General features: G+C 49.9%; 19 protein-coding genes. 9 read left to right on the plus strand and 10 right to left on the minus strand.

What is annotated here, in order from left to right; translation table 11 throughout:
- The 4 genes from bchH to folD all read right to left on the minus strand — a co-directional run.
- Window positions 1-2,136, minus strand: a 2,136-nt coding sequence (bchH, locus tag Q0991_RS06895; RefSeq protein ID WP_299486726.1) for a magnesium chelatase subunit H, incomplete at its 3' end; no start/stop codon positions are given.
- Window positions 2,137-2,335: 199 nt separating this feature from the next.
- On the minus strand, window positions 2,336-2,800 hold the full coding sequence (locus Q0991_RS06900; RefSeq protein ID WP_299486727.1) for a divergent PAP2 family protein: 465 nt from the start codon (window positions 2,798-2,800) through the stop codon (window positions 2,336-2,338).
- A 41-nt stretch (window positions 2,801-2,841) separates the two neighbouring features.
- Window positions 2,842-3,792: a geranylgeranyl diphosphate synthase CrtE gene (crtE, locus tag Q0991_RS06905; protein ID WP_299486729.1), complete on the minus strand. Its 951-nt coding sequence runs from the start codon at window positions 3,790-3,792 to the stop codon at window positions 2,842-2,844.
- Between the two features lie 111 nt (window positions 3,793-3,903).
- Window positions 3,904-4,791, minus strand: a complete 888-nt coding sequence (gene folD, locus Q0991_RS06910) for a bifunctional methylenetetrahydrofolate dehydrogenase/methenyltetrahydrofolate cyclohydrolase FolD (RefSeq protein WP_299486730.1) — start codon at window positions 4,789-4,791, stop codon at window positions 3,904-3,906.
- A gap of 136 nt (window positions 4,792-4,927) precedes the next feature.
- Between folD and sipA the strand changes: the two genes are divergently transcribed.
- Window positions 4,928-5,152 (plus strand): regulatory protein SipA, encoded by a 225-nt coding sequence (sipA, locus tag Q0991_RS06915; RefSeq protein ID WP_299486732.1) that lies wholly within the window; start codon window positions 4,928-4,930, stop codon window positions 5,150-5,152.
- Here the strand turns inward: sipA and Q0991_RS06920 are convergent.
- Together Q0991_RS06920 and Q0991_RS06925 are read right to left on the minus strand one after the other, a co-directional pair.
- Entirely contained in the window at window positions 5,149-6,474 is a 1,326-nt protein-coding gene (locus Q0991_RS06920; protein ID WP_299486733.1) for a pitrilysin family protein, read from the minus strand. The two genes, sipA and Q0991_RS06920, sit on opposite strands and share 4 nt — an antisense overlap.
- Before the next feature lie 10 nt (window positions 6,475-6,484).
- Window positions 6,485-7,795 (minus strand): pitrilysin family protein, encoded by a 1,311-nt coding sequence (locus Q0991_RS06925; RefSeq protein WP_299486735.1) that lies wholly within the window; start codon window positions 7,793-7,795, stop codon window positions 6,485-6,487.
- Window positions 7,796-8,022: 227 nt separating this feature from the next.
- Between Q0991_RS06925 and thrB the strand changes: the two genes are divergently transcribed.
- Together thrB and Q0991_RS06935 are read left to right on the plus strand one after the other, a co-directional pair.
- A complete protein-coding gene (gene thrB, locus Q0991_RS06930; RefSeq protein WP_299486736.1) occupies window positions 8,023-8,949 on the plus strand; it encodes a homoserine kinase in 927 nt (308 codons plus the stop codon).
- A gap of 58 nt (window positions 8,950-9,007) precedes the next feature.
- Window positions 9,008-9,358: a hypothetical protein gene (locus Q0991_RS06935; RefSeq protein ID WP_299486737.1), complete on the plus strand. Its 351-nt coding sequence runs from the start codon at window positions 9,008-9,010 to the stop codon at window positions 9,356-9,358.
- Here the strand turns inward: Q0991_RS06935 and Q0991_RS06940 are convergent.
- Entirely contained in the window at window positions 9,355-10,344 is a 990-nt protein-coding gene (locus tag Q0991_RS06940; protein WP_299486738.1) for a phosphotransferase, read from the minus strand. The two genes, Q0991_RS06935 and Q0991_RS06940, sit on opposite strands and share 4 nt — an antisense overlap.
- 518 nt (window positions 10,345-10,862) lie before the next feature.
- Between Q0991_RS06940 and Q0991_RS06945 the strand changes: the two genes are divergently transcribed.
- A complete protein-coding gene (locus Q0991_RS06945) occupies window positions 10,863-11,381 on the plus strand; it encodes a type IV pilin-like G/H family protein (protein ID WP_299486740.1) in 519 nt (172 codons plus the stop codon).
- Between the two features lie 167 nt (window positions 11,382-11,548).
- Window positions 11,549-12,775 carry a (E)-4-hydroxy-3-methylbut-2-enyl-diphosphate synthase gene (ispG, locus tag Q0991_RS06950; protein WP_299486742.1) on the plus strand — a complete coding sequence of 409 codons (1,227 nt, stop codon included), beginning with the start codon at window positions 11,549-11,551 and terminating at the stop codon, window positions 12,773-12,775.
- Window positions 12,776-12,787: 12 nt separating this feature from the next.
- Here the strand turns inward: ispG and Q0991_RS06955 are convergent, their stop codons facing one another.
- On the minus strand, window positions 12,788-14,320 hold the full coding sequence (locus Q0991_RS06955; protein ID WP_299486744.1) for a hypothetical protein: 1,533 nt from the start codon (window positions 14,318-14,320) through the stop codon (window positions 12,788-12,790).
- A 335-nt stretch (window positions 14,321-14,655) separates the two neighbouring features.
- On the opposite strand from Q0991_RS06955, the gene Q0991_RS06960 reads away from it, so the two are divergent.
- The 4 genes from Q0991_RS06960 to Q0991_RS06975 all read left to right on the plus strand — a co-directional run bounded on the left by Q0991_RS06960 (window position 14,656) and on the right by Q0991_RS06975 (window position 17,922).
- A complete protein-coding gene (locus tag Q0991_RS06960) occupies window positions 14,656-15,120 on the plus strand; it encodes a hypothetical protein (RefSeq protein WP_299486746.1) in 465 nt (154 codons plus the stop codon).
- Between the two features lie 209 nt (window positions 15,121-15,329).
- Window positions 15,330-16,073, plus strand: coding sequence for a M15 family metallopeptidase (locus tag Q0991_RS06965; protein WP_299486748.1), 744 nt, complete (start codon window positions 15,330-15,332; stop codon window positions 16,071-16,073).
- A 5-nt stretch (window positions 16,074-16,078) separates the two neighbouring features.
- Window positions 16,079-16,747, plus strand: coding sequence for a hypothetical protein (locus Q0991_RS06970; protein ID WP_299486749.1), 669 nt, complete (start codon window positions 16,079-16,081; stop codon window positions 16,745-16,747).
- On the plus strand, window positions 16,747-17,922 hold the full coding sequence (locus Q0991_RS06975) for a pyridoxal phosphate-dependent aminotransferase (RefSeq protein ID WP_299486751.1): 1,176 nt from the start codon (window positions 16,747-16,749) through the stop codon (window positions 17,920-17,922). Before Q0991_RS06970 ends, Q0991_RS06975 begins: the two co-directional genes overlap by 1 nt.
- Before the next feature lie 47 nt (window positions 17,923-17,969).
- Here Q0991_RS06975 and Q0991_RS06980 read toward each other — a convergent pair whose 3' ends face one another.
- Window positions 17,970-18,914, minus strand: a complete 945-nt coding sequence (locus Q0991_RS06980) for an endonuclease/exonuclease/phosphatase family protein (RefSeq protein WP_299486753.1) — start codon at window positions 18,912-18,914, stop codon at window positions 17,970-17,972.
- A 199-nt stretch (window positions 18,915-19,113) separates the two neighbouring features.
- Window positions 19,114-20,034: a DUF4434 domain-containing protein gene (locus Q0991_RS06985; RefSeq protein ID WP_299486755.1), complete on the minus strand. Its 921-nt coding sequence runs from the start codon at window positions 20,032-20,034 to the stop codon at window positions 19,114-19,116.
- Between the last annotated feature and the right edge of the window lie 26 nt (window positions 20,035-20,060).

Genomic DNA, 20,060 nt, shown 5'->3' on the forward strand with positions numbered 1-20,060 from the left:
CTTTTTGCAGATGGCCTCCCGCAACACCGCATTTTTTTCCGGGTCTTCGCGGTATTCCTGAATCAGATCGCGTAAGGCAGCTAGCTCTTTGTAGAGTTCGGCTCGACCATAGGGCGGAACATTATGGGAGATCAAAACGCCATAACCTCGGCGCTTCGCCAAAATTGACTCCGAAGGATTATTAGCCGCATAGATATAGAGGTTAGGAATATTTCCCAACAGCACATCTGGCCAGGAGTATCCTGTATTCCCCAAGGGACTTCCGGGCAGCCATTCCACGGTGCCGTGCATGCCAAAATGAATCACCCCATCGGCCTGGAAGCCATTTTGCAGCCATTTATAAAAGGCTGCGTATTGGGGGTGCGGGGTCAGATCCCGCTCAAACATTAAACGCATCGGATCACCCGACAAACCTAACGGCGGCTGCACCCCGATCCAGACATTCCCCATCTGAATGCCGCCGACGCTAAATTCCTCGCCATTGGTTTTAATTCCTGTTCCCGTTAGGGAGTCCCACTGCTTTTCTATCCGATGGGTTAGCAAATATCCCAGCCACCGTTCCAGCTGGCGAACATTGACGGAGGTGGTTCCGGCATGACCATTCATCTGGGCCGGATCGACTAAGCCGCTATCTGCTTCCCGCACCCAGTTGACGATTTCTTCGCCATCCTCTGGTAAATCCCCCACGTCGTAACCTTGGTTTTGAAGAGACCGGAGCAGGCTTAAGAGAGATTTCGGCACATTCAACAGTGCAGCCGTTCCAGTCGCCCCGTATCCCGGTGGAAATCCATAGAGGAGAATGGCTAACTTCCGCTCAGCCATTGGTTTCTGACGGAGGACAATCCATTGCTTCAATCGTCCGGTGAGGCGATCAACTCGTTCAGGCACGATATAAATGTCATTACCAACCAGCCCACCTAGGGGAATCGTATCAATCGCCCCATCTAATTCCGGCAGGGCATAGAGCACCACACTTTGCAGGCCACCTATTCCTTGGCGAGTCCAGGAATAAATATCCTGAATCAGCAGAGGAGCGGCCACGAGGTAAGGCACATTCTTAGCGCTGAGAATCTGCTTGGCCACCGCCACTTGCCGTCCCGCTTCCATGGATCCTGCGGGACCGCCGACGAGGGGGAAACCAATTGTCGAGACAATCGCATCTACCTCCGCTGCTTTATCAGACAAAGACAGAATTTCCTTGGTGCCCTGTTGGCGTTGATCCTGTTCGTGGCGGGTGGTCATTAAATCCCGTACGGCCACATGGCCTTCCACCCCGTTAATAAAAATGGGCAAAGGAATCAGCCCTGCTTCCTCAAACTTACGAATCATTTGGGGAATATAGGGCTGCTTGGTGATGACATGCTTGCGATACAGCAGAATCCCCACAACGGGGGTCTGGGCAAAGTGGATATGTTGAGTTGTGGAGGTTGCTCCCGCTTTCCAAAGGAAGGGCAGCCGATTAATTTTGTACCAGTCCAGATAGTCCTGGGGAGATTCAAAATACCCTTCATAGTCTGGATGGAGCAGACCAATATTAGGGGTTTCAATGGGGGGTGGAATTTCCGCGTTGAGGGGTAAGTTGAGATATTTTTCGGCTAGGGTCCAGCACATGGCGGCGACATTCTCAGGCCCCCCAGCATTCCAGTAGCCATAGATAATCAGCCAGTTCCGTAAGTCTTGGACCTTTTTACCGGGAACATACTTGAGCAGTTTAGGACCTACTTTGAGAAAGCTGATATACCCGGCTAGTTTGTCTTCTTCTTTACCGCTGCCAAATTTATCCAGGATATATTTGACGGGCTTGGGCATGCCTTTGGGTTTCTCGCCAATCACAAACTTGCCCAGTTGGGTGAGGCTCATCAGTTCTAGCGCCGACTCAAACACCAACCGAATGGGAATATCCTGCACCCGCTCTCGTAGCCACAGCACTTGATCGTAGTCAAAGACTAAGCTGCTAAAGAAGACATCTGCTCCTTGCAAGGCGACGGTGACAGCATCAGGGTCAGAATTAATGTCGCGATCGCTAAAGATCCGAACCTCCAAACCTGGACAGCGAGCTTGTGCCAGCTCGGCAGCTCTGATATATAAGTCGATATTAAAGGATTCAAATCCTGCAATCAGAACAATCCGTGCCATCGGTGCAGCCTAAAATCGGTTAAGGTCTCTTCCTAAATCTTAATGATCTTTCAGAGATAGATTCAAAATTTTTCAAACAAATCTACGTTTGACAATGCGATACCCAGGTTGCCGAAAGTGGCAGTAATCGATCCAGCTATCTTGTGAACGCTGCCTTGGAATATATGCGCAACGATCTGGCCCCTACAAAGTCAGAATGTTAAAGGAGCAAACCAGCCGGGCCGAGCAGTATGGCAATCGCAACTCCCAGAATTGAACCAACAATCACTTGCACCGGGGTATGGCCCAAGAGTTCTTTGAGGCGATCTTCATTGAATTCGGGATGCTCTTGAAACATTTCATCCACAATTTGATTGAGGACCTTGGCTTGCTTACCCGCTGCCTGGCGCACACCAGCGGCATCGTACATGACGATGATGGCAAAGACAGTTGCGATCGCAAACTCAGTACTATCCCATCCTTGGACTTGTCCCACGCAGGTGGCCAGGGTCGTCACCGAGGCGGAGTGGGAACTGGGCATTCCTCCCGTTTCCACCAACACCCGGAAATTAATTTTGCCGTTTTGGATACAGTCAATAATGATCTTGAGGCCTTGAGCAATCAAACTCGCCGCCAGAGAAACCAGCAAGACCTGGTTGTTGAGAATATTGCCAAAATCCTGCATATTTATCGTCGAAACTCAGACCAGGAGAGCATTGACAAAATCTAGGATTGACGAGACGTAATGAAATCAGCTAGCGCCTGTAATGGGGCTGACTGCGCTCCATAGATCGCTAACTCGGCTTTCGCTTCTTCAATTAAATGTTGGGCCTGTCGCTTTGATTCTGGAATGCCCCAGAGACTGGGATAGGTCGCTTTCTGGGCCGCCACATCTTTACCGGCGGTTTTACCCAGTTTCTCGCTGGTGGCCGTCACATCCAATACATCATCAATAATTTGGAAGGCCAGACCAATATTGCGGGCATATTTAGAGCATCGGTTCAAGAGGTCTTGATCCGCCCCTGCCAGCTCAGCTCCCGATAAAACCGATGCTTCCAGCAATGCCCCCGTTTTATGGGCATGAATAAAATTCAAGGTTGACAGGGTGACATCTTCTGCACCTTCTGACTCTAAATCGACCACTTGACCCCCCACTAAGCCTGTAGCAGCCACCGCATGACCCAAGCGAGCAACGACTTTCAAGACTTGCTCGCTTGGGACTTGCTGGGTCTGAATCGCCACATGCTCGTAGGCATAGGCCAACAGCCCATCACCGGCCAGAATAGCGATGTCTTCCCCATATTTCTTATGGTTGGTGGGCTTGCCTCGTCGGAAATCGTCGTTATCCATGGCGGGCAAATCGTCATGAATTAGGGACATGGTGTGGATCATTTCTAAGGCACAAGCTGTCGGCATTGCCATCTCTAGGGTGCCGCCAGCCAACTCACAAGCCGCCAGACATAAAATGGGGCGCAGCCGTTTTCCTCCCGCCATCAGAGAATATCGCATGGCCTCATAAATTTTTTCGGGATAGACCACGGGAATGGAGGCATCTAGGGCAGCCTCTACCAGTTTTTGCCGCTGAGAGAGATAGTCTACAAGGTTAAAGTTGGCGGGGGTTGAATTAGACAAATCTTGAGCCAAGGAAGTTTTCTGAGGGTTTTCAGCGGATATCATCCTGGTGATCCTTCATGATCTTTGACGATGGCATGGTCACCCTAAGTCGGGCAAAAAGCCCTTGAGTTGTCGACAGCAGTGATTCGGTGCGATCTCAACCATCAGGCCAGTTCAACTATTGTATGATGCTTTGCGCCGTTGCTTATAACTCCACACCGTATTCCCCAAAAGCAAAGATACAGTCATCGGACCCACACCCCCAGGGACAGGCGTGATCAATGAACTATGGGGCTGAACGGAGGCAAAATCCACATCTCCAACCAAGCAGGCCTTCCCTTCAACTTCTTTGCGGTTAATCCCTACATCAATCACCACAGCCCCCGGTTTGACCATCTCTGCTGTAATCAGTCCTGGCTGCCCCACTGCAGTGACCAATATGTCTGCCGTACGCGTCACAGCAGCCAAGTCAGGAGTGCGAGAATGGGCCATCGTCACCGTGGCATTGGCGGCGAGCAGCATTAGAGATACAGGTTTACCCACCAAAATACTGCGACCAATGACAACGGCATGCTTGCCTTGCAACTCAACATCATAGGCAGCCAATAATCGCATGACCCCAGCGGGAGTACAGCTCCGCAACCCAGGTTCGCCCCGGACCAGACGTCCCAAATTCAGCGGATGCAGTCCATCGACATCTTTGTCTGGATCAATTTCGTAAAGTAAGGCGGTAGCGTCTAAGTGAGGAGGTAAGGGCAACTGCACTAGAATGCCATCAACTTCAGGATTAGCATTTAAGTTATGGATGGTTTGCTTCACCTCATCAAAAGTGACCTCTGTCGGGAAATGGTGACCAAAAGACGCAATTCCAACCCGTTCACAGGCTCGTTCTTTATTGCGGACATAGGCTGCACTAGCTGGGTTATCTCCCACCATCAGCACTGCCAATCCTGGCGGACGCCCTATCTCTGCTTGTAGGGTTTGGATTTGGGTGGTCAGTTCTTCCTGAATTTGCAGGGCCAGCCGTTTGCCATCAAGCAGCTTGGAAGACTCAGCAGGCATCGGTAACGTCCTTTGGACTGGGGTAAAAGTGCTTCTCGATTGTATCGGCTTACCTTAGAATTCGGGATAGTCTTAATCTAAGGGTCAATTTCTGATTTTGATTGACCGTTTGCATTCAGGAAATTGTCCTTAAACCATGTCTGACTCCATTGATGTTGGCGATCGCATTCGGATCGTCTCCCTCCCCCCCTATGTCAAAACGGCAGAACCGATGCCTATGTTGCGGCCCCCGGATGTGATTCGTGTGGGCGAAGAAGGCATGGTTCTCAGCCGAGAACCTGGTGATTACTGGAGTGTGCGCATGGCGAATGGTGCGTATTTACTGAGTAGTCAATATTTAGAGAAAGTAGAGGCCGATTAGGAAAGCTTCAACCACGGCTGCATCGCAGCTTCTGAACCGACTAGGGAAATATGGGAGTGATACAGGTGCTGACAAGCGGCTTGGTAAACGGTTTCAGCCTTCAAACATTCAATCTGCTTAGGGAAGGTTTGATCGTAGTGGATGCCTAATCCCAACGCTTCGTACCAGCCCATTAGGTGGGCGAGTTGGGCATTACTTTGCTTACCCAAAACATATTGACCGAGGAGTTTACTTTTGGCTGTTGCCAGTTCCTCATCAGGGAGCGGCTGCTGACGAAGGCGATCGATTTCAGCTTGGAGTTTCGTCAGTGAGATCGCAGTATTCTCCGCAGCAGTTCCCAGATACACGACAAAATGCGAAGGCCCGAGACGAGTGGGATAGAACCCCGAGACTTCATAGGCCAGACCCTGCTTTTCTCGCAGTTCCACAAACAAACGGCTAGACAGGCCATTGCACAGATAGGTGTACAGCAACTTCAGCGCTGCATAGTCCGGCTCCTGCACGGAAGGGGCTAGATGGCCCAACATGACAATACTCTGCTGGGTGGGTTGAGGGGTGACTGAAAGATTGGATTCATTGACTAAAGGGGATTTCACCACTTGCTGTAAAGCTTGTGGTGGCAGTAATTCCTGCTCAGGTGCAGACCAATCTCCAAACACCTGTTGGCAATACTCTACAGCCTCAGTTGGCGTCAAATTGCCCGATAGGCTAATCACCATATTGTCAGGCCGAAAATAGGTCTGATGATACTGGTGAAGATCGGTGGATTGAAGTTGAGCAATCTGATCAGGATCGCCGGGTCCTGTTTGGTTATAGGGATGCCCTAGCGGGAAAAGAGACTGCCGCAACCCTTTTAGCGCTAAGGTAAAGGTCTGCTCTTGCTGCGAACGAATGGACTGTAGAGCCAACCGCTTTTCCAACTCCACTTCCGGCTCTGGGAAAGAAGGAGTTCGAAGTAACTCAGCCGCGAGGGTCAAGATATCCAAGAAGTCCTCAGAAACAGTTTTCAGGCTCAGTAAAAAATAGTCCGACGCCCGTTCTACTCCTAAACTGGCTCCCACTGATTCCACCTGCTCCGCAATTTCTGCAGAAGAGAATCGATGCGTGCCTTTGGTTAGAGTTGCCGCCGTCAGATAAGCTATTCCAGCCTGGTTTTCAGGTTCGCGGATACTGCCAGCCCCGACAAAGATGCGAGCCGCAATGATATCGGCAATGGGGTTTTCTGTCACTAAAACCACCAGCCCATTGGCTAACTTAAATTTTTGGCAAAGCAGACCGGACGTAACAGGAACCGAGATCAGAGGAGAGGGAAGAGGCAGCATTCAGAGCAGTTTACAGGGAGCAAGGTTGCAATGTCGTGATGGCGTAGTTGTTTGGGGATAGGTACAGTTGAACCAGATTCTGCAGATGTTGAGGTTCAAGGGCCTGAATCAACTGGGGATAAGCTAAGGCTTGTTCCAATTCGCCCAATATACTGTAATACCCGTATAATCCGGCCAACTGGTTAACCATTTCCGTGCCAAACGTAAAGTCATTGACCACCAACTGTTGGCACCGATGCAGTTCTGCCTCAGGGATACAGGTTTCTCCTAGCTGATAGATATGCTCTCGAATCAACGTTTCCACCACCTCCAAATACTTAGGATCTAACCAAACGGAGATGGTGAAACAGCCCCCTTCTCGCTGAAGGAAGAATTCACTATGAACATCATGAGCCCAACCCCGTTGTTCCAATAAATCGGCCACCAATCGGGAGGTTCGTCCGCCAGTCAGTAGCACCGACAGTAAATCTAATCCATATCCCTGCGCAGGCGCACTTACGTCAGGTCCTAACCAAGCCATGGTCAACCGCGCTTGGTCAATGCCAGGGGTTTCCATCGCATGGCAACTACGTTGGCCCAAAGGCATCAGGGGACTGAAGGACAGTGGTTCTCGACCCAAAAGGACTTGAGGCCAATCACAATGCTTCTGGACCAAATCAATGGCTTGTTCATGGGGTAGATCGCCCACCAGAACGATCGTCATATTGTCCGGCTGATAGCACTGATGGTGAAAATCTCGGGTATGGGCGGCAGACAGCAGGGGAGGAAGTTCTGCCAAACCAATTACGGGGCGGCCATAAGGATGGTGGGGGAATAACAGTTGACGAGCAGATTGATAGACTACCCAGTCGGGATTGTCATAGGCTTGATCAATTTCGGCACAGATGACGTCCAGTTCCTGCCGAAACTCTGCTTCAGGAACCGCTGCATGGATGAGGAGGTTCACAAATGTTGCAAAGCAGACTTCCAACTGATCGGCTAGGGTGACAATGTAGTAATGCGCGTAGTCATAACCCGTAGCCGCATTGACGATGCCGCCTTGTCGCTCTAGCAGGCGGTCCAGTTGTTGGGGGGCAACCGTTTCAGTTCCCTTGAAAATCATGTGCTCTAAAACATGCGCTAAACCCGGCGCAGCTTCAGGTTCTGACGTCACCCCTGCCTTCACCCAAATATCAACGGCGACCACGGGAACTGAGGGAATGTATTGGTGTAAAACGGTTAATCCATTCTCTAATCGCCTTTGATGGACAGGACAAGCCTGTGCTGCCCCAATGGTCTGGGCAGAATCCCAACTTTTAGGCGAATAGTGATCAAGCCACATCAACCAGGGTTAGGACATGGGGAACAGGGCAATGAATTGTCAAACGCTCTGCGTTTATCAAGAAGGCTAAAGACAAGATTTTAGACCGGCGAGAAAAACTAGACTCTATTTCTCGGTTCCAGTACCGTTTTGTAAGAGGCTACTGAATAGCCTAGCTTACAAGCTGACAGAAAATCCTTTTCTTAAGCCCTTGTGCATCTTTTACACCTTCTCGGTGCTTCCCACCCATGTCGAATACTCCAACATTAACGATTCAGGTTCCCGCGACAACCGCCAATATTGGGCCAGGTTTCGACTGTTTGGGCGCTGCTCTCTCCCTCCACAATCGCTTCCAATTTACGCTGCTTTCCGAGCATTCAGAATCTCCCACCATTCAAGCCACGGGACAGGGGGCGGAAAAACTGCCGATGGATGATCAAAATCTGGTTTATCGGGCGTTTGCAGCAACATATCATCATCTAGGTCAAACGCCTCCCGCAATCAAAATCGATATCCATTTAGATATTCCCCAGGCGAGAGGGTTAGGTAGTTCAGCCACAGCCATTGTTGCGGGTCTAATCGGAGCCAATAAACTGGTGAATCAGCCTTTAGACTCATCTGAGTTACTACAGTTGGCCATCGAACTGGAAGGGCATCCCGATAATGTCGTCCCCGCTATGTTAGGAGGCTGCTGTCTGGCTGCCAAGGCCAGTGGCAAATGGCAAATCTGTTCAATCGATTGGTCCCCAGCGGTCGTACCTATCGTTGCGATTCCCGATTTTGAGCTAAAGACGGATCTAGCCCGCAATGCGTTACCCGAAACTTGTGGGTACGGCGATGCGATTTTCAATATGGCCCATCTCGGCTTTTTGCTAAAAGGTCTAGAGCAGGGGGAGCCGACCCTACTTAAAACCGCACTAGAAGACAAATTGCACCAGCCCTATCGGCTAAAGCTCATTCCTGGATATAGGGACGCTTACCAAGCTGCCTTGGAAGCTGGGGCCTATGGTTTGGTGATCAGTGGAGCAGGGCCAACCCTGTTGGCATTGGGGAGTCGTGATTCGGCAGATGAGATCGCACACAATATCCAAAACCAATGGCATCCGTCCGGTATTACTGTAGCAACGCAAATTTTGACTGTGGATAGACAAGGCGCTGTCGTTCAGCGGGCCTGAAGCCACTGCTCAGACAAGGTATGATTCAAAAGCCACTAGAATTTAATCGTCACTAAATATGGCTAAGCGCCCTACCTCTCCCTCTGCAGATTCAGATTCCGCGATTGACAGTCAAGATTTTACGAATTCAATGCGCATCGTGGGCGGAGTCGGATGGTCCACAGTGATGACCCTCGGGATTGGCGTGGTTTTGGTGCTTGTTCCACAGTTCCCTAGGCCGTGGTTATGGTCCGTTATTCCTCTATGGGTGGCGTTATCGGGGTTAGGCGTTTTTCTACAATGGTCGGTTGCTCGGGGACCTTGCCCCAAATGTGGGTTTGTCCAGTCTGTCCCCCCAACCCTGAAACGCTGTCCCAATTGCCGGAGCTATATCAAGGCCGTGGATCGCAAGATTATTAAAGTGGGTTAGAACAGCTCCCACTCTGGGGAAGACAGCATTTTGAGTTGCTGAATGCGCTGATTAAAATAGCTATTGTCTAGACGGCAATTGTCATGAACTTTGGCAGACTTGAGACCAATGGACCATTGCCAAATATGAGCTGCCTGGGAAAAAGGCTGAATCGAGTCTTCTTCTTGAGTGGTGACGGTTTGTACGGATTTATAGCCCTCTAGAAAAGCGTTGCGAACCTGCTTTTGCATGCCGGTGCGGGCTGAAACGTGGAGAAATTTTGCGAGTTCAAAGGCTCGCCAACCGTGACCACATTGGTCAAAGTCAAACAGGGTGACTTGATTATCATCCGTAAAGTGAACATTGCCGCTATGGGGATCGCCCCAACACACACTCCAAAAGGGGGGATCTTTGGGCATGTCCTGCAACTTTTTCTTCACCTCGGAAATAATATCGATCAGATATTCATGATCTTGAGGGCGATCCTGTAAGAAGGGTGCGATCGCTTCTAAGGAATCATCCAATAGATAGTCGAGGGTCAAGGGCTGTCGATAAGCCCGACTGTGGAAGTCCGTCGCAACTTGATGAAGACGTCCGATCGTTTCCCCTAATTTTTGACCTTGGGAGCTGCTTAAATCGCCTAGGGGAACTTGCCCTGGTGCAAAGTCAAAGAGGGCTGCATAGCGCTTACCTTCAGGGGCTTCAATTTCGATGGACAGTTGCCCATCCATGGTCCGCAAAGGACGGGCCACGGGAATCTCTCGCTGTTGCAGAAAAATGAGCAATTCCAACTCAAAATCAATCTCTGATTTCGTTCGCCAATGGGCGTGAGAGACCCGAAGCACAAAGAGCCGGGTGGCTGTTTCCACCAAATACACATCGCTCAAACCCCGATGCCATAGCTTGCAGTCGATGACATCCGCAAGCTGGAAATAAGGCAGAACCCTAGACACTAAAGCATCACAGGCTAAGGTTGAATAGGTGACGGGGAAAGTAGATGAAGTCATGATGAAAGGCCGCTCATTTCTCCTTGCCAAGTAAGCTTGGGTTGGCCGTTAGGGAGAAGTCATCTCTGTCAAAAATTGGAAAATTGAAAGCTAGACGCTCAGCAATTGCTGATTTAGAAAATGAGTCAGGTCACTTTTATCCTTGAGGAAATCCTGAATAGAAAAAGTGTTAGTTGTTACAAGTTATAAAAACTCAAAATAGTTTTTTGAGGAAATAAGATCCTTAAGATCCTTCTGTTAGGGCTTTAGCGTCATGGGTTGACCAATCTCAGCTATCTCAACTCTTGTACCTTCCGCTGTTCGTTTGGGGAAGAATCAACAAAGAGAAACGATCAATGATTAATTTTTGGACTATGGCTTGGCTAAGAAGATATTGGCTGTGTGGGATTGCGAGTAGTTTGCTGATCAGCTGCTCAGGGTCTGAAACTCCGCCACAACCTCCGAAAACAAATGCAAATTCTCCGGTACCGGAGCGTTCACTGGACTCCCCCTCTCCTCAGACATCTCCGAAACCTGCTATGGCCAAAAAGCCGACTACTCCAGCACCGCCGAAGGCTGAAAAGCCCGTTTCCCCGCCACCCAAGGCTAAACTGTCCCCCGCTCCCAAAGTTAAGCTCTCCAAAACAGACAAAAAAGTGGTGAGTAAAGTAGAAAAGGAAGTTCAAAAAAAGGGGACTGTTGCTAAACAAGATACGGGCAAAACTTATTTAGGTAGCATTCTCAGATCGCAGCAGGCGGAGAAATTAGTCACCGGACGATTCACCACCAATTTGCAGGCCCTAAAATCTGATTTACCGAAAGACACGGGTGAATACCAACTGCAAGTGTTGGAGGCGAATGAGAGTAAGGCCATTGTGGCTGCGATCGCAAAACAGAACGGCATCTTTAGCTATACAGGCGCGGTATATGCCAAGGAAGCCAGTATTCCCGTTTCCTCTATTTGCAAATCCAATGAACCCACCAAAACCCCTCCCGGCACCCCTCAACTGAAGGGATCGACCATCATCTGTGCCGAGGGTTCAACCGCAGTGGAATAGGTCTGTTCTCCACGCTGAAGTAAATGACTAAAAATCTGCTGCCTATCCAGACTGGGGGGAGGGAGGCGACTTTTATTGCTCACGAATAGGCCACGATCTATGGCAAGCTAGGGGGTGGAGCGGTACTGCTCCTTACGTTTCCTTATCGTGGTCTTAACCTCTTCACCATGCAGACTTTATCAACCCCTGTCAAAGAAACTGGCGAGCAGTCCACCCCCGTCGCGACTTCGATTATTCGACGCAAAACTCGCCCGGTTGCCGTTGGGGATGTGGTGATTGGGGGCGGTCATCCCGTGGTGGTCCAGTCCATGATTAATGAAGACACCCTAGATATTGACGGCTCTGTTGCTGCCATTCGTCGTCTGCATGAGTTGGGCTGTGAAATTGTGCGGGTGACGGTACCTAGCATGGCCCATGCCAAGGCTTTGGCGACCATCAAAGAGAAGCTCACGGCAACTTACCAGACAGTCCCCCTGGTTGCCGATGTTCACCATAACGGCATGAAAATTGCCCTAGAGGTAGCCAAGCATGTCGATAAGGTGCGGATTAATCCGGGCCTGTATGTGTTTGAAAAGGCAAAGGATGATCGCACGGAATTTTCACAATCCGAGTTTGATGATATCGGCGATAAAATTCGGGAAACCCTGGAGCCCTTAGTGGTCTCTCTGAGAGATCAAAATAAGGCGATGCGGATTGGGGTCAATCATGGCTCCCTAGCCGAACGGATGCTGTTCACCTATGGGGATACGCCTGAGGGCATGGTGGAGTCGGCCCTGGAGTTTATTCGCATCTGTCAATCTCTGGATTTCAACAATCTCGTTATTTCTATGAAAGCGTCTCGGGTGCCCGTGATGTTGGCCGCCTACCGTCTGATGGCAAAGCGCATGGATGAGCTGGGCATGGATTATCCCCTGCATTTAGGTGTAACGGAAGCTGGAGATGGTGAATATGGCCGCATTAAGTCAACGGCTGGAATTGCCACTCTGTTAGCAGATGGCATTGGCGATACCCTCCGGGTGTCCCTGACCGAATCTCCAGAAAAGGAGATTCCAGTTTGCTATAGCATCCTCCAAGCTTTGGGACTCCGCAAGACGATGGTGGAATATGTAGCATGCCCCTCCTGCGGTCGCACCCTGTTTAACTTGGAAGACGTGCTGCAGCAGGTCCGGGCTGCGACGAATCATCTCACGGGTCTCGATATTGCGGTCATGGGCTGTATCGTTAATGGCCCCGGTGAAATGGCAGATGCTGATTACGGCTACGTCGGTAAACAGCCGGGCTATATTTCCCTTTATCGGGGGCGGGAAGAGGTCAAGAAAGTCCCAGAGACCGAAGGTGTTGAAGAGTTGATTAATTTGATCAAGGCGGATGGTCGTTGGGTTGATCCAGAGTAAACACGCCCCTCCCTAGGCATCCGTTTGAGCCTGGGGGAGTTGACCGACAAAGGGTGCGCCTGTATCAAACTTAAATAAATCGCCTGTGCCACCATCGAGGATCAGCGTCAGCCGGTATGTGCGATCGCTCACTGCTTCGAACTTAGACACCAGCCCTGGGGCGACTTCTTCTGTCCATCCCGCTTGAATAGCCTCGACCTGGCCCGTCAGGCGATTGAGGCGCTGTAGCCCTGTAATCCCGCTCTCGCCAAAGGCAAACTCAACGGTGAGTTTTTGGCGTGTTTGGGCAACCGAATGCCGTTTGCCCGCCAAACCATTGGTGAGCATAAAGTAGTGTTGGTTGGTGGCTGGACCATCAAAGCTTTCTAACAAGGGCTTAAAATATCCGACCAATACATCTCCCCGGCGGCCCCTATACAACTTTCCTAGATTTTGGGCCTCCAATCGAGTCATATATGGATCGGCCTGGGTATCCCAACGAGGAATATCGGGGGCAATTAAATCTGCTAGGGCAGGCGGTCTGGGCACAATGCGGACATCCGTACTGAGTAAGCGCACCAGGGTGGACCCTAAATTAAGGCTTTGCCGATTAATTTCGGCGATCTGTTGGAAAGTGGGTGTGGGTTCTTTGCCAAAGGGTTGCTTGAAGAAGGGGGCGTCTAACTGTCCTCCTGTATCACTGAAGCTATTGTAGGTAAAGGCACTGATTAGCTTGAATCCTAGCGTTAGGGCTGTAAATTGCTGCTGGCGCAGCTCTGACTCAGAGGGAAAGCGGCGCCAGGAGCCCACACCTGTGGCCGTCCCTTTGAAGGTTTGAGTCCACAGTCCATAGGGGATAGGCTGACGGCCTGTTCCGTCGTTACCTGCCAAGGCGAATCGACGATAGCGCATCATGGCGTAGTACAGTTGGGCGGGACGTCCACCGAAGTTGCCTAAATCGTTCCAAATTCCATAGGGATAGGTATCTTGCATGAGTAAATCAGGCTGGATGCGCCGCATATAGCGCTGGATATTGAGGTCACTGATACTGCCATAGCCGCCAAAGCGTTCATCGCCATGCTGATTGGTATAAAGGAGAGTGTTGGGAAGTAACGGTCGGTAATGTTTGATCCAGGTTTCGAGTTCTTGGAGCTCGCTTTCTTGGCCAATATCTTGTTCGTCTTTATATTGCCAACTGACGAGATTTTTGATTTGCCCCGATTGAAACAGACGATCTGGTAGGCTTTGGGCCGGATTTTTGGGTGTTCCGCGCCAGGTCGCCCATTGCTGGCTACCGGCAACCGTGTTGAGGGGTGGCAACGCCTGAAACCCTATATCGAGGGTGGTAAAGTTGCTCGCGGCCCAATTTTGCCAAAGTTCAGGATCGTTTTCTCGTCCTTCCGTTGTGAAGCCAAAGACCAACGCGTTGAGTTGCAACCCCCTTTGGATCAGGATTCTGTGGCCTCGATCTAGCGATTGGAGGTCATTTGGTGTTGCGATCGCACTACCACGACCAGCCACCATCAGCCCTAAGACCAACCCACAGCTTTTGAGGAAGATAGCCAACGGAGACCTCGGTTTCAATCTGCCAGGACTGAACCAAACTTTTTTAGAGCAGGAGATTGCCATACTTCCCAATAATCAGGTAACGATACAGTTTCTAACGGTTCAGAGTAATAAGCGATCGCATCCTCTCATAATATTTAGACACATTAGCGAAATAGCGAATAGATTGACCTTAGATCTCTTTTAAAAGCCAAAAATCTTAAAAAAGAGTTAAAAACAGGTATTATCTTTATAAAAACCTCAATAAAGCTCCTATCTGCGGACTGGTTACACCATAATTCACTTGCTAGAATAAAAATCTAAAAATTTTCCCCACAAAATCGACAGGATAAAGAATGCTGGTGGAAGAGAAGCAAAGTGAAGAGACCGCTCTTGAGCCAGTTGCTAAGACGATAGAATACGCAATCAATCATCTATCAGAAAAAGAGTTAATTGGGCTAAATCGAAGAATACGGCTCTTTCGAGTTTGTATGAGCATCCTTTTTGCCTCGACTGTGATGCTTTACTCAACCCTCTATGGTGAACCTGACTCATCTATCACTGGTAATATTATTTATATCAGTACATCTAGCGAAATAAGCTGGCATCTTTATAAAAGATTAGTGCTTTTTGCTGTATTAATACCTATATCTATCATTTACTTGTTATCGCGGGCTATTTCTCCTATCAGTTTGTCAACAACAATTAGTCGCAAAGTTCAAGCTGAGGTTTGTCCGTTTTGGGTGGAATTTTTAATCGTTTTACTACCTTTTGCCCTTACTTGTGGTTTTTGGGCAACCGTTGGCTTCGATATCCTCTAGCGCTTCCATGCCCCTAGGAAATTTACACCCACTGCTAGAGAAGTTTGGGGCAACTTATAGGATTGGCAGGATGGGGTTGAAGGACTTTATGATAGGAAGACTAAAACAGATCTCCTGAGTGCGATCGCAGATTTGTTTTCACCGCAGGTCTTTAAGATTAGTCCCTTAGGAAATAATATTGAAATACTGTCCCCCTTGCTTAAGTCCTTATGTACGACGATATTCCAGAGGCCCGTCGGCAAAGCGTTCCTAAGACGAAATCTGCCCCTGCTCAAGGCAATCCCTTCCTATGGATTAGCGGTGGCATCGGATTATTGGTTGCTGCTGGCTTGTTTATCGTTGTGTTTCCCAAAACGGAACCGTCTCAAAGCAAGGTAGAAACTGAGCCTACTGCAACTGCTCCACCAACGGGAGAGTCTGAAGCAGATAAAACCCCCGATACGACCTTGGGACATTTCTCCTATAAAGTCGCTCCTGAGGAAGAATTAGAGGACATCACGGCAGATGGTCAGATTCGGATGCGGACCGCGGCGGCTCAAGCCTATAAGCAAATGTCGGCGGCAGCTGCGGCAGACGGGGTGAAGCTTCAGCCCTTATCTGGCTTTCGGACCGTAGACGATCAAGATTATCTGTTCTTTCGGGTGAAGGAAGAACGGGTCCAAGGGGCACAACAGCGGGCCAAAGTCAGCGCTCCCCCCGGACGGAGTGAACATCATACGGGGTATGCCATAGATATTGGTGATGCCACGAAAACCAATACCCATCTGGAGGTCACCTTTGAAGAAACACGGGCCTTCAACTGGCTGCAAAAAAATGCACCCCGCTATAGCTTTGAGTTATCCTTCCCAAAAGGGAACGCCCAAGGGGTCAGCTATGAACCTTGGCATTGGCGCTATGTCGGTGACAGCGATAGCTTGGAGACGTTCTACAATGCCCGCAATTTGAAATCCTAATCCTGATGAATCAAACCCCTCTTAATGCGATCGCACTTTTCGTTGCCCTCCTCAGTGGTTCGATTCTGGTAGGACCGATACTGAACATTGCCCCTGAAATTCCATTTGCCTTTGCTGCTATGGTGCTGGCGTTCGTGGTGGCCGATACCTTCGGGTTTCAGGGTAAAGGGATGACGCTGTTTCTCGATGGGTTTGCTCGGCTGTCTCCTCAGTATTGCCAGCGGGTGATTCACCATGAATCCGGACATTTTTTAACGGCTTATTTATTGGACCTGCCGATTACGGGCTATACCCTTACGGCTTGGGAAGCCCTTCAGCAGGGACAGGAAGGCCAAGGAGGCGTGTGCGTGGAAACCCCCGCCAATTTCTCGGACAAGGCTACTGCGGCACAGGTAGAACGCTATTGCACGGTTTGGATGGCGGGTGGCGTCGCGGAAGCCCTGGTTTACGAAGCGGTGGAAGGGGGTAAAGATGATTTGCGCCAGCTCCGCCGAACTTTAAATCGACTGAATATGAACACGAAGGTTCATGAACGGCAGGCCGGAAATCGGGCACGACAGATGCTTCGTTCCAATTGGGATGCCTACGAAGCCTTGGTCCAAGCCATGACCCACCGTAAATCGGTGGCGGAATGCTACACAATTCTGGAGCAGTACTGCGCGGTTGCGGTCTAATGTCCAGGCCATCGGCCCGCGTCGAAGCGGTTCAGGCTCCGATTATCCCGATTATTGGCGATCTGATTCGCCAATATCCAGGCACCTTGTCCCTTGGGCAGGGGGTTGTTTCCTATGGTCCTCCCCCAGAAGCTTTGGCGCAGTTGGCGACCTTTCACCAACATCCTGGGGTGCATCTCTACCAATCGGTGCAGGGGATTCCGCCTTTGATTGATGCGATCGCACAAAAGCTACAGGCCGAAAACCAATTGCCCTTTGCCAGCCGGGACCAAATTATGGTGACGGCAGGGGGCAATATGGCGTTTATAAATGCAGTTCTCGCCATCCTTGATCCAGGGGATGAAGTGATTCTACAAACGCCCTATTACTTCAACCATGAAATGGCGATTCGGCTCGCCAATGGTCGACCTGTCTGTGTCCCCACAGATCAACGATACCAACTCCAGCTCGATCAAATAGAAGCGGCGATTACGGAACGGACCCGGGCAATTGTGACGGTTTCCCCTAATAATCCCTCGGGAGCCGTGTATTCGGCAGCGGATTTGCAGGCGGTCAATCAGCTCTGTTGCGATCGCAACCTCTATCACATTAGTGATGAAGCCTATGAGTACTTCACCTATGATGGAGTGGATCATATCTCGCCAGGGCGATTTGACCCCGACCAAACCCATACGATTTCCCTGTTTACCCTCTCCAAGGCCTATGGATTTGCCAGTTGGCGAATTGGCTATATGGTGATTCCCACACATCTACTAGAGGCGATTCAGAAAATTCAGGATACGGTGTTAATTTGCCCACCTGTGGTGTCTCAGTATGCGGCGGTTGGGGCATTGCAAGTGGGGCGCGATTATTGTCATCAGCATTTGGGGTCGCTGGCAGAAAAGCGTGCGCTAGTGCAGAAGGCGCTTTTGCCAGTGAAGCGATTGGTTGTTCCTGAAAGTTCTGGGGCGTTTTATGTGCTGATTCAGGTCGATACTGACCTATCAGATCGAGATGTAGTGGAACAGTTGATTCGTAAGTATGGGGTAGCGGTGATTCCGGGTAGTGCGTTTGGCATGGAGTTGGGCTGTTATCTGCGGATTGCATACGGGGCTTTGGATGCAGCTACACTGGCGGCAGGGTTAGATCGATTGGTTCGGGGATTGAGCGAAATTTTGGGAGCCCCAACGGAGTAGTCACCAATGTTGTCGATAATGCTGAGTGCCTAGCATCTCCAGAACGCTTAGGCTGGTTTTAGAACCGTAATAATCGGTTTATGATCGGAGCCTCCGGTTTGCCCAGTCCATGTTTTTTGAACCTTAAAACCTCGTGTTTCAATATGATCCAGGGGGATTTTGATATATCGGGTGGAGAGGGTTTGATTGAAGTACCAAGTGGCCCAAATCCATTGGCGATGGCCTACATTTTGAAGTTGGCTAATTCGTTCGAAACGCTGAAAATGGGGGGACCAGGGCGTAGCATTGAAATCTCCTAAGACAATTACTTTCCCTGCAATCGATTCGCTGACTTTGGCAAAGGAATCCAGTTGCTGATTGCGGATATGAAAAAGGGTCTGAAAGATGGGCACAGGTGGGTGAACTCCAATCACCGTCACTGGGTCATCCTTAACCTGAAGTTGAGCCATAAGGCTAAAGGTGCGGCCTTTGGTTTTGACACCGAAGTCTGTGGTGGTGGCATCAAGGATGGGGTATCGGCTAAACAGGGCATTGTTGCTCCCACTTGTTCGATAGCTATGGGGAAAGTCAAGCCGAGCTTGCAGCTCCGCCATCATCGGTTTACTCACTTCTGAAAGGAAGAGGATATCTGGAGCCTCTCCCAGAATGGATTGCTCGATAGCTTCAATATTTGGGTTATCGATCCACAGATTGTAGGCCATCACCCGTAAACCTGTAGGGGAAGCTCCGAGCGGAGGCAACCCCACCCAATTGAGGACAGGGGTCCAAATTAAAATCAGCAATAATGTTGCCAGACTCACGCGAATCGGCTGTCGCCGCAGCCGAGAGATTGCCACAACCCAGACAAAACTCAAGAATGGAAGCATCCCCCCATAGGGCCACAGCTCAACAAGAACAGCGAGCGGCCAACGAAACTTTAGCGGGCTGTAGTAAACCAGTACCTGTATTCCGCTGAGTAGCAGCAAAGCAGTAGAGGTCAACCGATAAAACATAGGGAGCTTCAAGCTTGAAAGCGGTGGGGAGCGGGAGGAGACGTATCGTGTCTCGACTGAATTGAACGAGAACCTTTTCCCAGTTTAGATTTTCAACGTGATTTAAACGAGTTGTGTAGCGGTTTGCGATCGCACCTTATCTCTTCAATGCCTCTCATGGCTTACCCTTTGCCCCACATCACTACATCTTCTTGAAGGCTCAATTCAATTCGCCCGTTTTCCTGAGATGATCGCAGTAGCGATTAAAGAGATGCTTCGCCGCAGGCCAGCAAGAGTTTGGGCTTATAAAATGAGAAAACTCAAACGTAATCAGCTTCTCAACGCCAGATTGCTCTGCAGCCTGCATCTTCCACCACAGCTTCCGCCAATCTAAGGGTGGAAAATCAAACGGAACATCCCGATCAAAGCTTTCCACATTGGACCAAGCCTGCATCCCATGCTTAGCAATCAGTTCACGGTTCGCCCGCAGGAAATCTGGTAAATCATCGTAATCCACCTGTCCATCCTGAAAGGCAACAATATCAACGGCTCCTGCCAGTACTCCTAGAATTTCATTCCAGTCTTCACAATGCTGCTCTAACGAAATCGGATCATCCACCAGTTTTCGGCCATGTAAATAGGGCGAAATCATATTGGGCAAATGCGGGGATAGTCCTTTGCAGTGGGCTCCTAACTGTCTTAAGCATTCAACCCGATGTTTCTCCATCTTGCCCAGTTCAAACGTGAGATACCAGCCCTTAAATGCTTGCCGATGTCCATAGTTCTGCCAAATTTCATCAATGAAATCTTTGCCTAGTTGCACTTCCTGCTCTAGTGTCCGCTCTCGAGAAGGCCGGGTGGCAGAATCATAGGTGCCAAAGAAAAAGGCCATCTCATTCTCTTCAGCTAGGTCTAGAAACAAGTCCACTAAATCTTCATAGACGGGGAAAATATCTGCTTGCTCAGAGAGGACCTGCGAAGGACAGACCGCAATTCGACCCACACCTGCCCGAATCATAATCACCGTATCAATACCAATAGACTTCATAATGCGAAAATCTTCGGCCCATTCTGTTCGTCCCCAGTTATTGGATGGAATATCGTGGGTGATCTCATCCAAAAAAGTGCCGGAAATTTTCATGATTGTGACGGGTATCTGCTCAACTT

The sequence above is a fragment of the Acaryochloris sp. IP29b_bin.137 genome, from assembly GCF_028285745.1.
Taxonomy (GTDB): Bacteria; Cyanobacteriota; Cyanobacteriia; order Thermosynechococcales; family Thermosynechococcaceae; genus Acaryochloris.

Excerpts from the sequence above, each read along its gene's own strand:
- Q0991_RS06945 (WP_299486740.1), top strand. The coding sequence starts at position 10,863 with ATGGCCAAAAAGCCGACTACTCCAGCACCGCCGAAGGCTGAAAAGCCC.
- ispG (WP_299486742.1), top strand. The coding sequence starts at position 11,549 with ATGCAGACTTTATCAACCCCTGTCAAAGAAACTGGCGAGCAGTCCACC.
- Q0991_RS06985 (WP_299486755.1), bottom strand. The coding sequence starts at position 20,034 with ATGAAAATTTCCGGCACTTTTTTGGATGAGATCACCCACGATATTCCA.
- Q0991_RS06935 (WP_299486737.1), top strand. The coding sequence starts at position 9,008 with ATGGCTAAGCGCCCTACCTCTCCCTCTGCAGATTCAGATTCCGCGATT.
- Q0991_RS06975 (WP_299486751.1), top strand. The coding sequence starts at position 16,747 with ATGTCCAGGCCATCGGCCCGCGTCGAAGCGGTTCAGGCTCCGATTATC.
- sipA (WP_299486732.1), top strand. The coding sequence starts at position 4,928 with ATGTCTGACTCCATTGATGTTGGCGATCGCATTCGGATCGTCTCCCTC.
- crtE (WP_299486729.1), bottom strand. The coding sequence starts at position 3,792 with ATGATATCCGCTGAAAACCCTCAGAAAACTTCCTTGGCTCAAGATTTG.
- Q0991_RS06970 (WP_299486749.1), top strand. The coding sequence starts at position 16,079 with ATGAATCAAACCCCTCTTAATGCGATCGCACTTTTCGTTGCCCTCCTC.
- Q0991_RS06920 (WP_299486733.1), bottom strand. The coding sequence starts at position 6,474 with ATGCTGCCTCTTCCCTCTCCTCTGATCTCGGTTCCTGTTACGTCCGGT.
- Q0991_RS06900 (WP_299486727.1), bottom strand. The coding sequence starts at position 2,800 with ATGCAGGATTTTGGCAATATTCTCAACAACCAGGTCTTGCTGGTTTCT.
- Q0991_RS06980 (WP_299486753.1), bottom strand. The coding sequence starts at position 18,914 with ATGTTTTATCGGTTGACCTCTACTGCTTTGCTGCTACTCAGCGGAATA.
- Q0991_RS06965 (WP_299486748.1), top strand. The coding sequence starts at position 15,330 with ATGTACGACGATATTCCAGAGGCCCGTCGGCAAAGCGTTCCTAAGACG.
- Q0991_RS06940 (WP_299486738.1), bottom strand. The coding sequence starts at position 10,344 with ATGACTTCATCTACTTTCCCCGTCACCTATTCAACCTTAGCCTGTGAT.
- folD (WP_299486730.1), bottom strand. The coding sequence starts at position 4,791 with ATGCCTGCTGAGTCTTCCAAGCTGCTTGATGGCAAACGGCTGGCCCTG.
- Q0991_RS06925 (WP_299486735.1), bottom strand. The coding sequence starts at position 7,795 with ATGTGGCTTGATCACTATTCGCCTAAAAGTTGGGATTCTGCCCAGACC.
- thrB (WP_299486736.1), top strand. The coding sequence starts at position 8,023 with ATGTCGAATACTCCAACATTAACGATTCAGGTTCCCGCGACAACCGCC.
- Q0991_RS06960 (WP_299486746.1), top strand. The coding sequence starts at position 14,656 with ATGCTGGTGGAAGAGAAGCAAAGTGAAGAGACCGCTCTTGAGCCAGTT.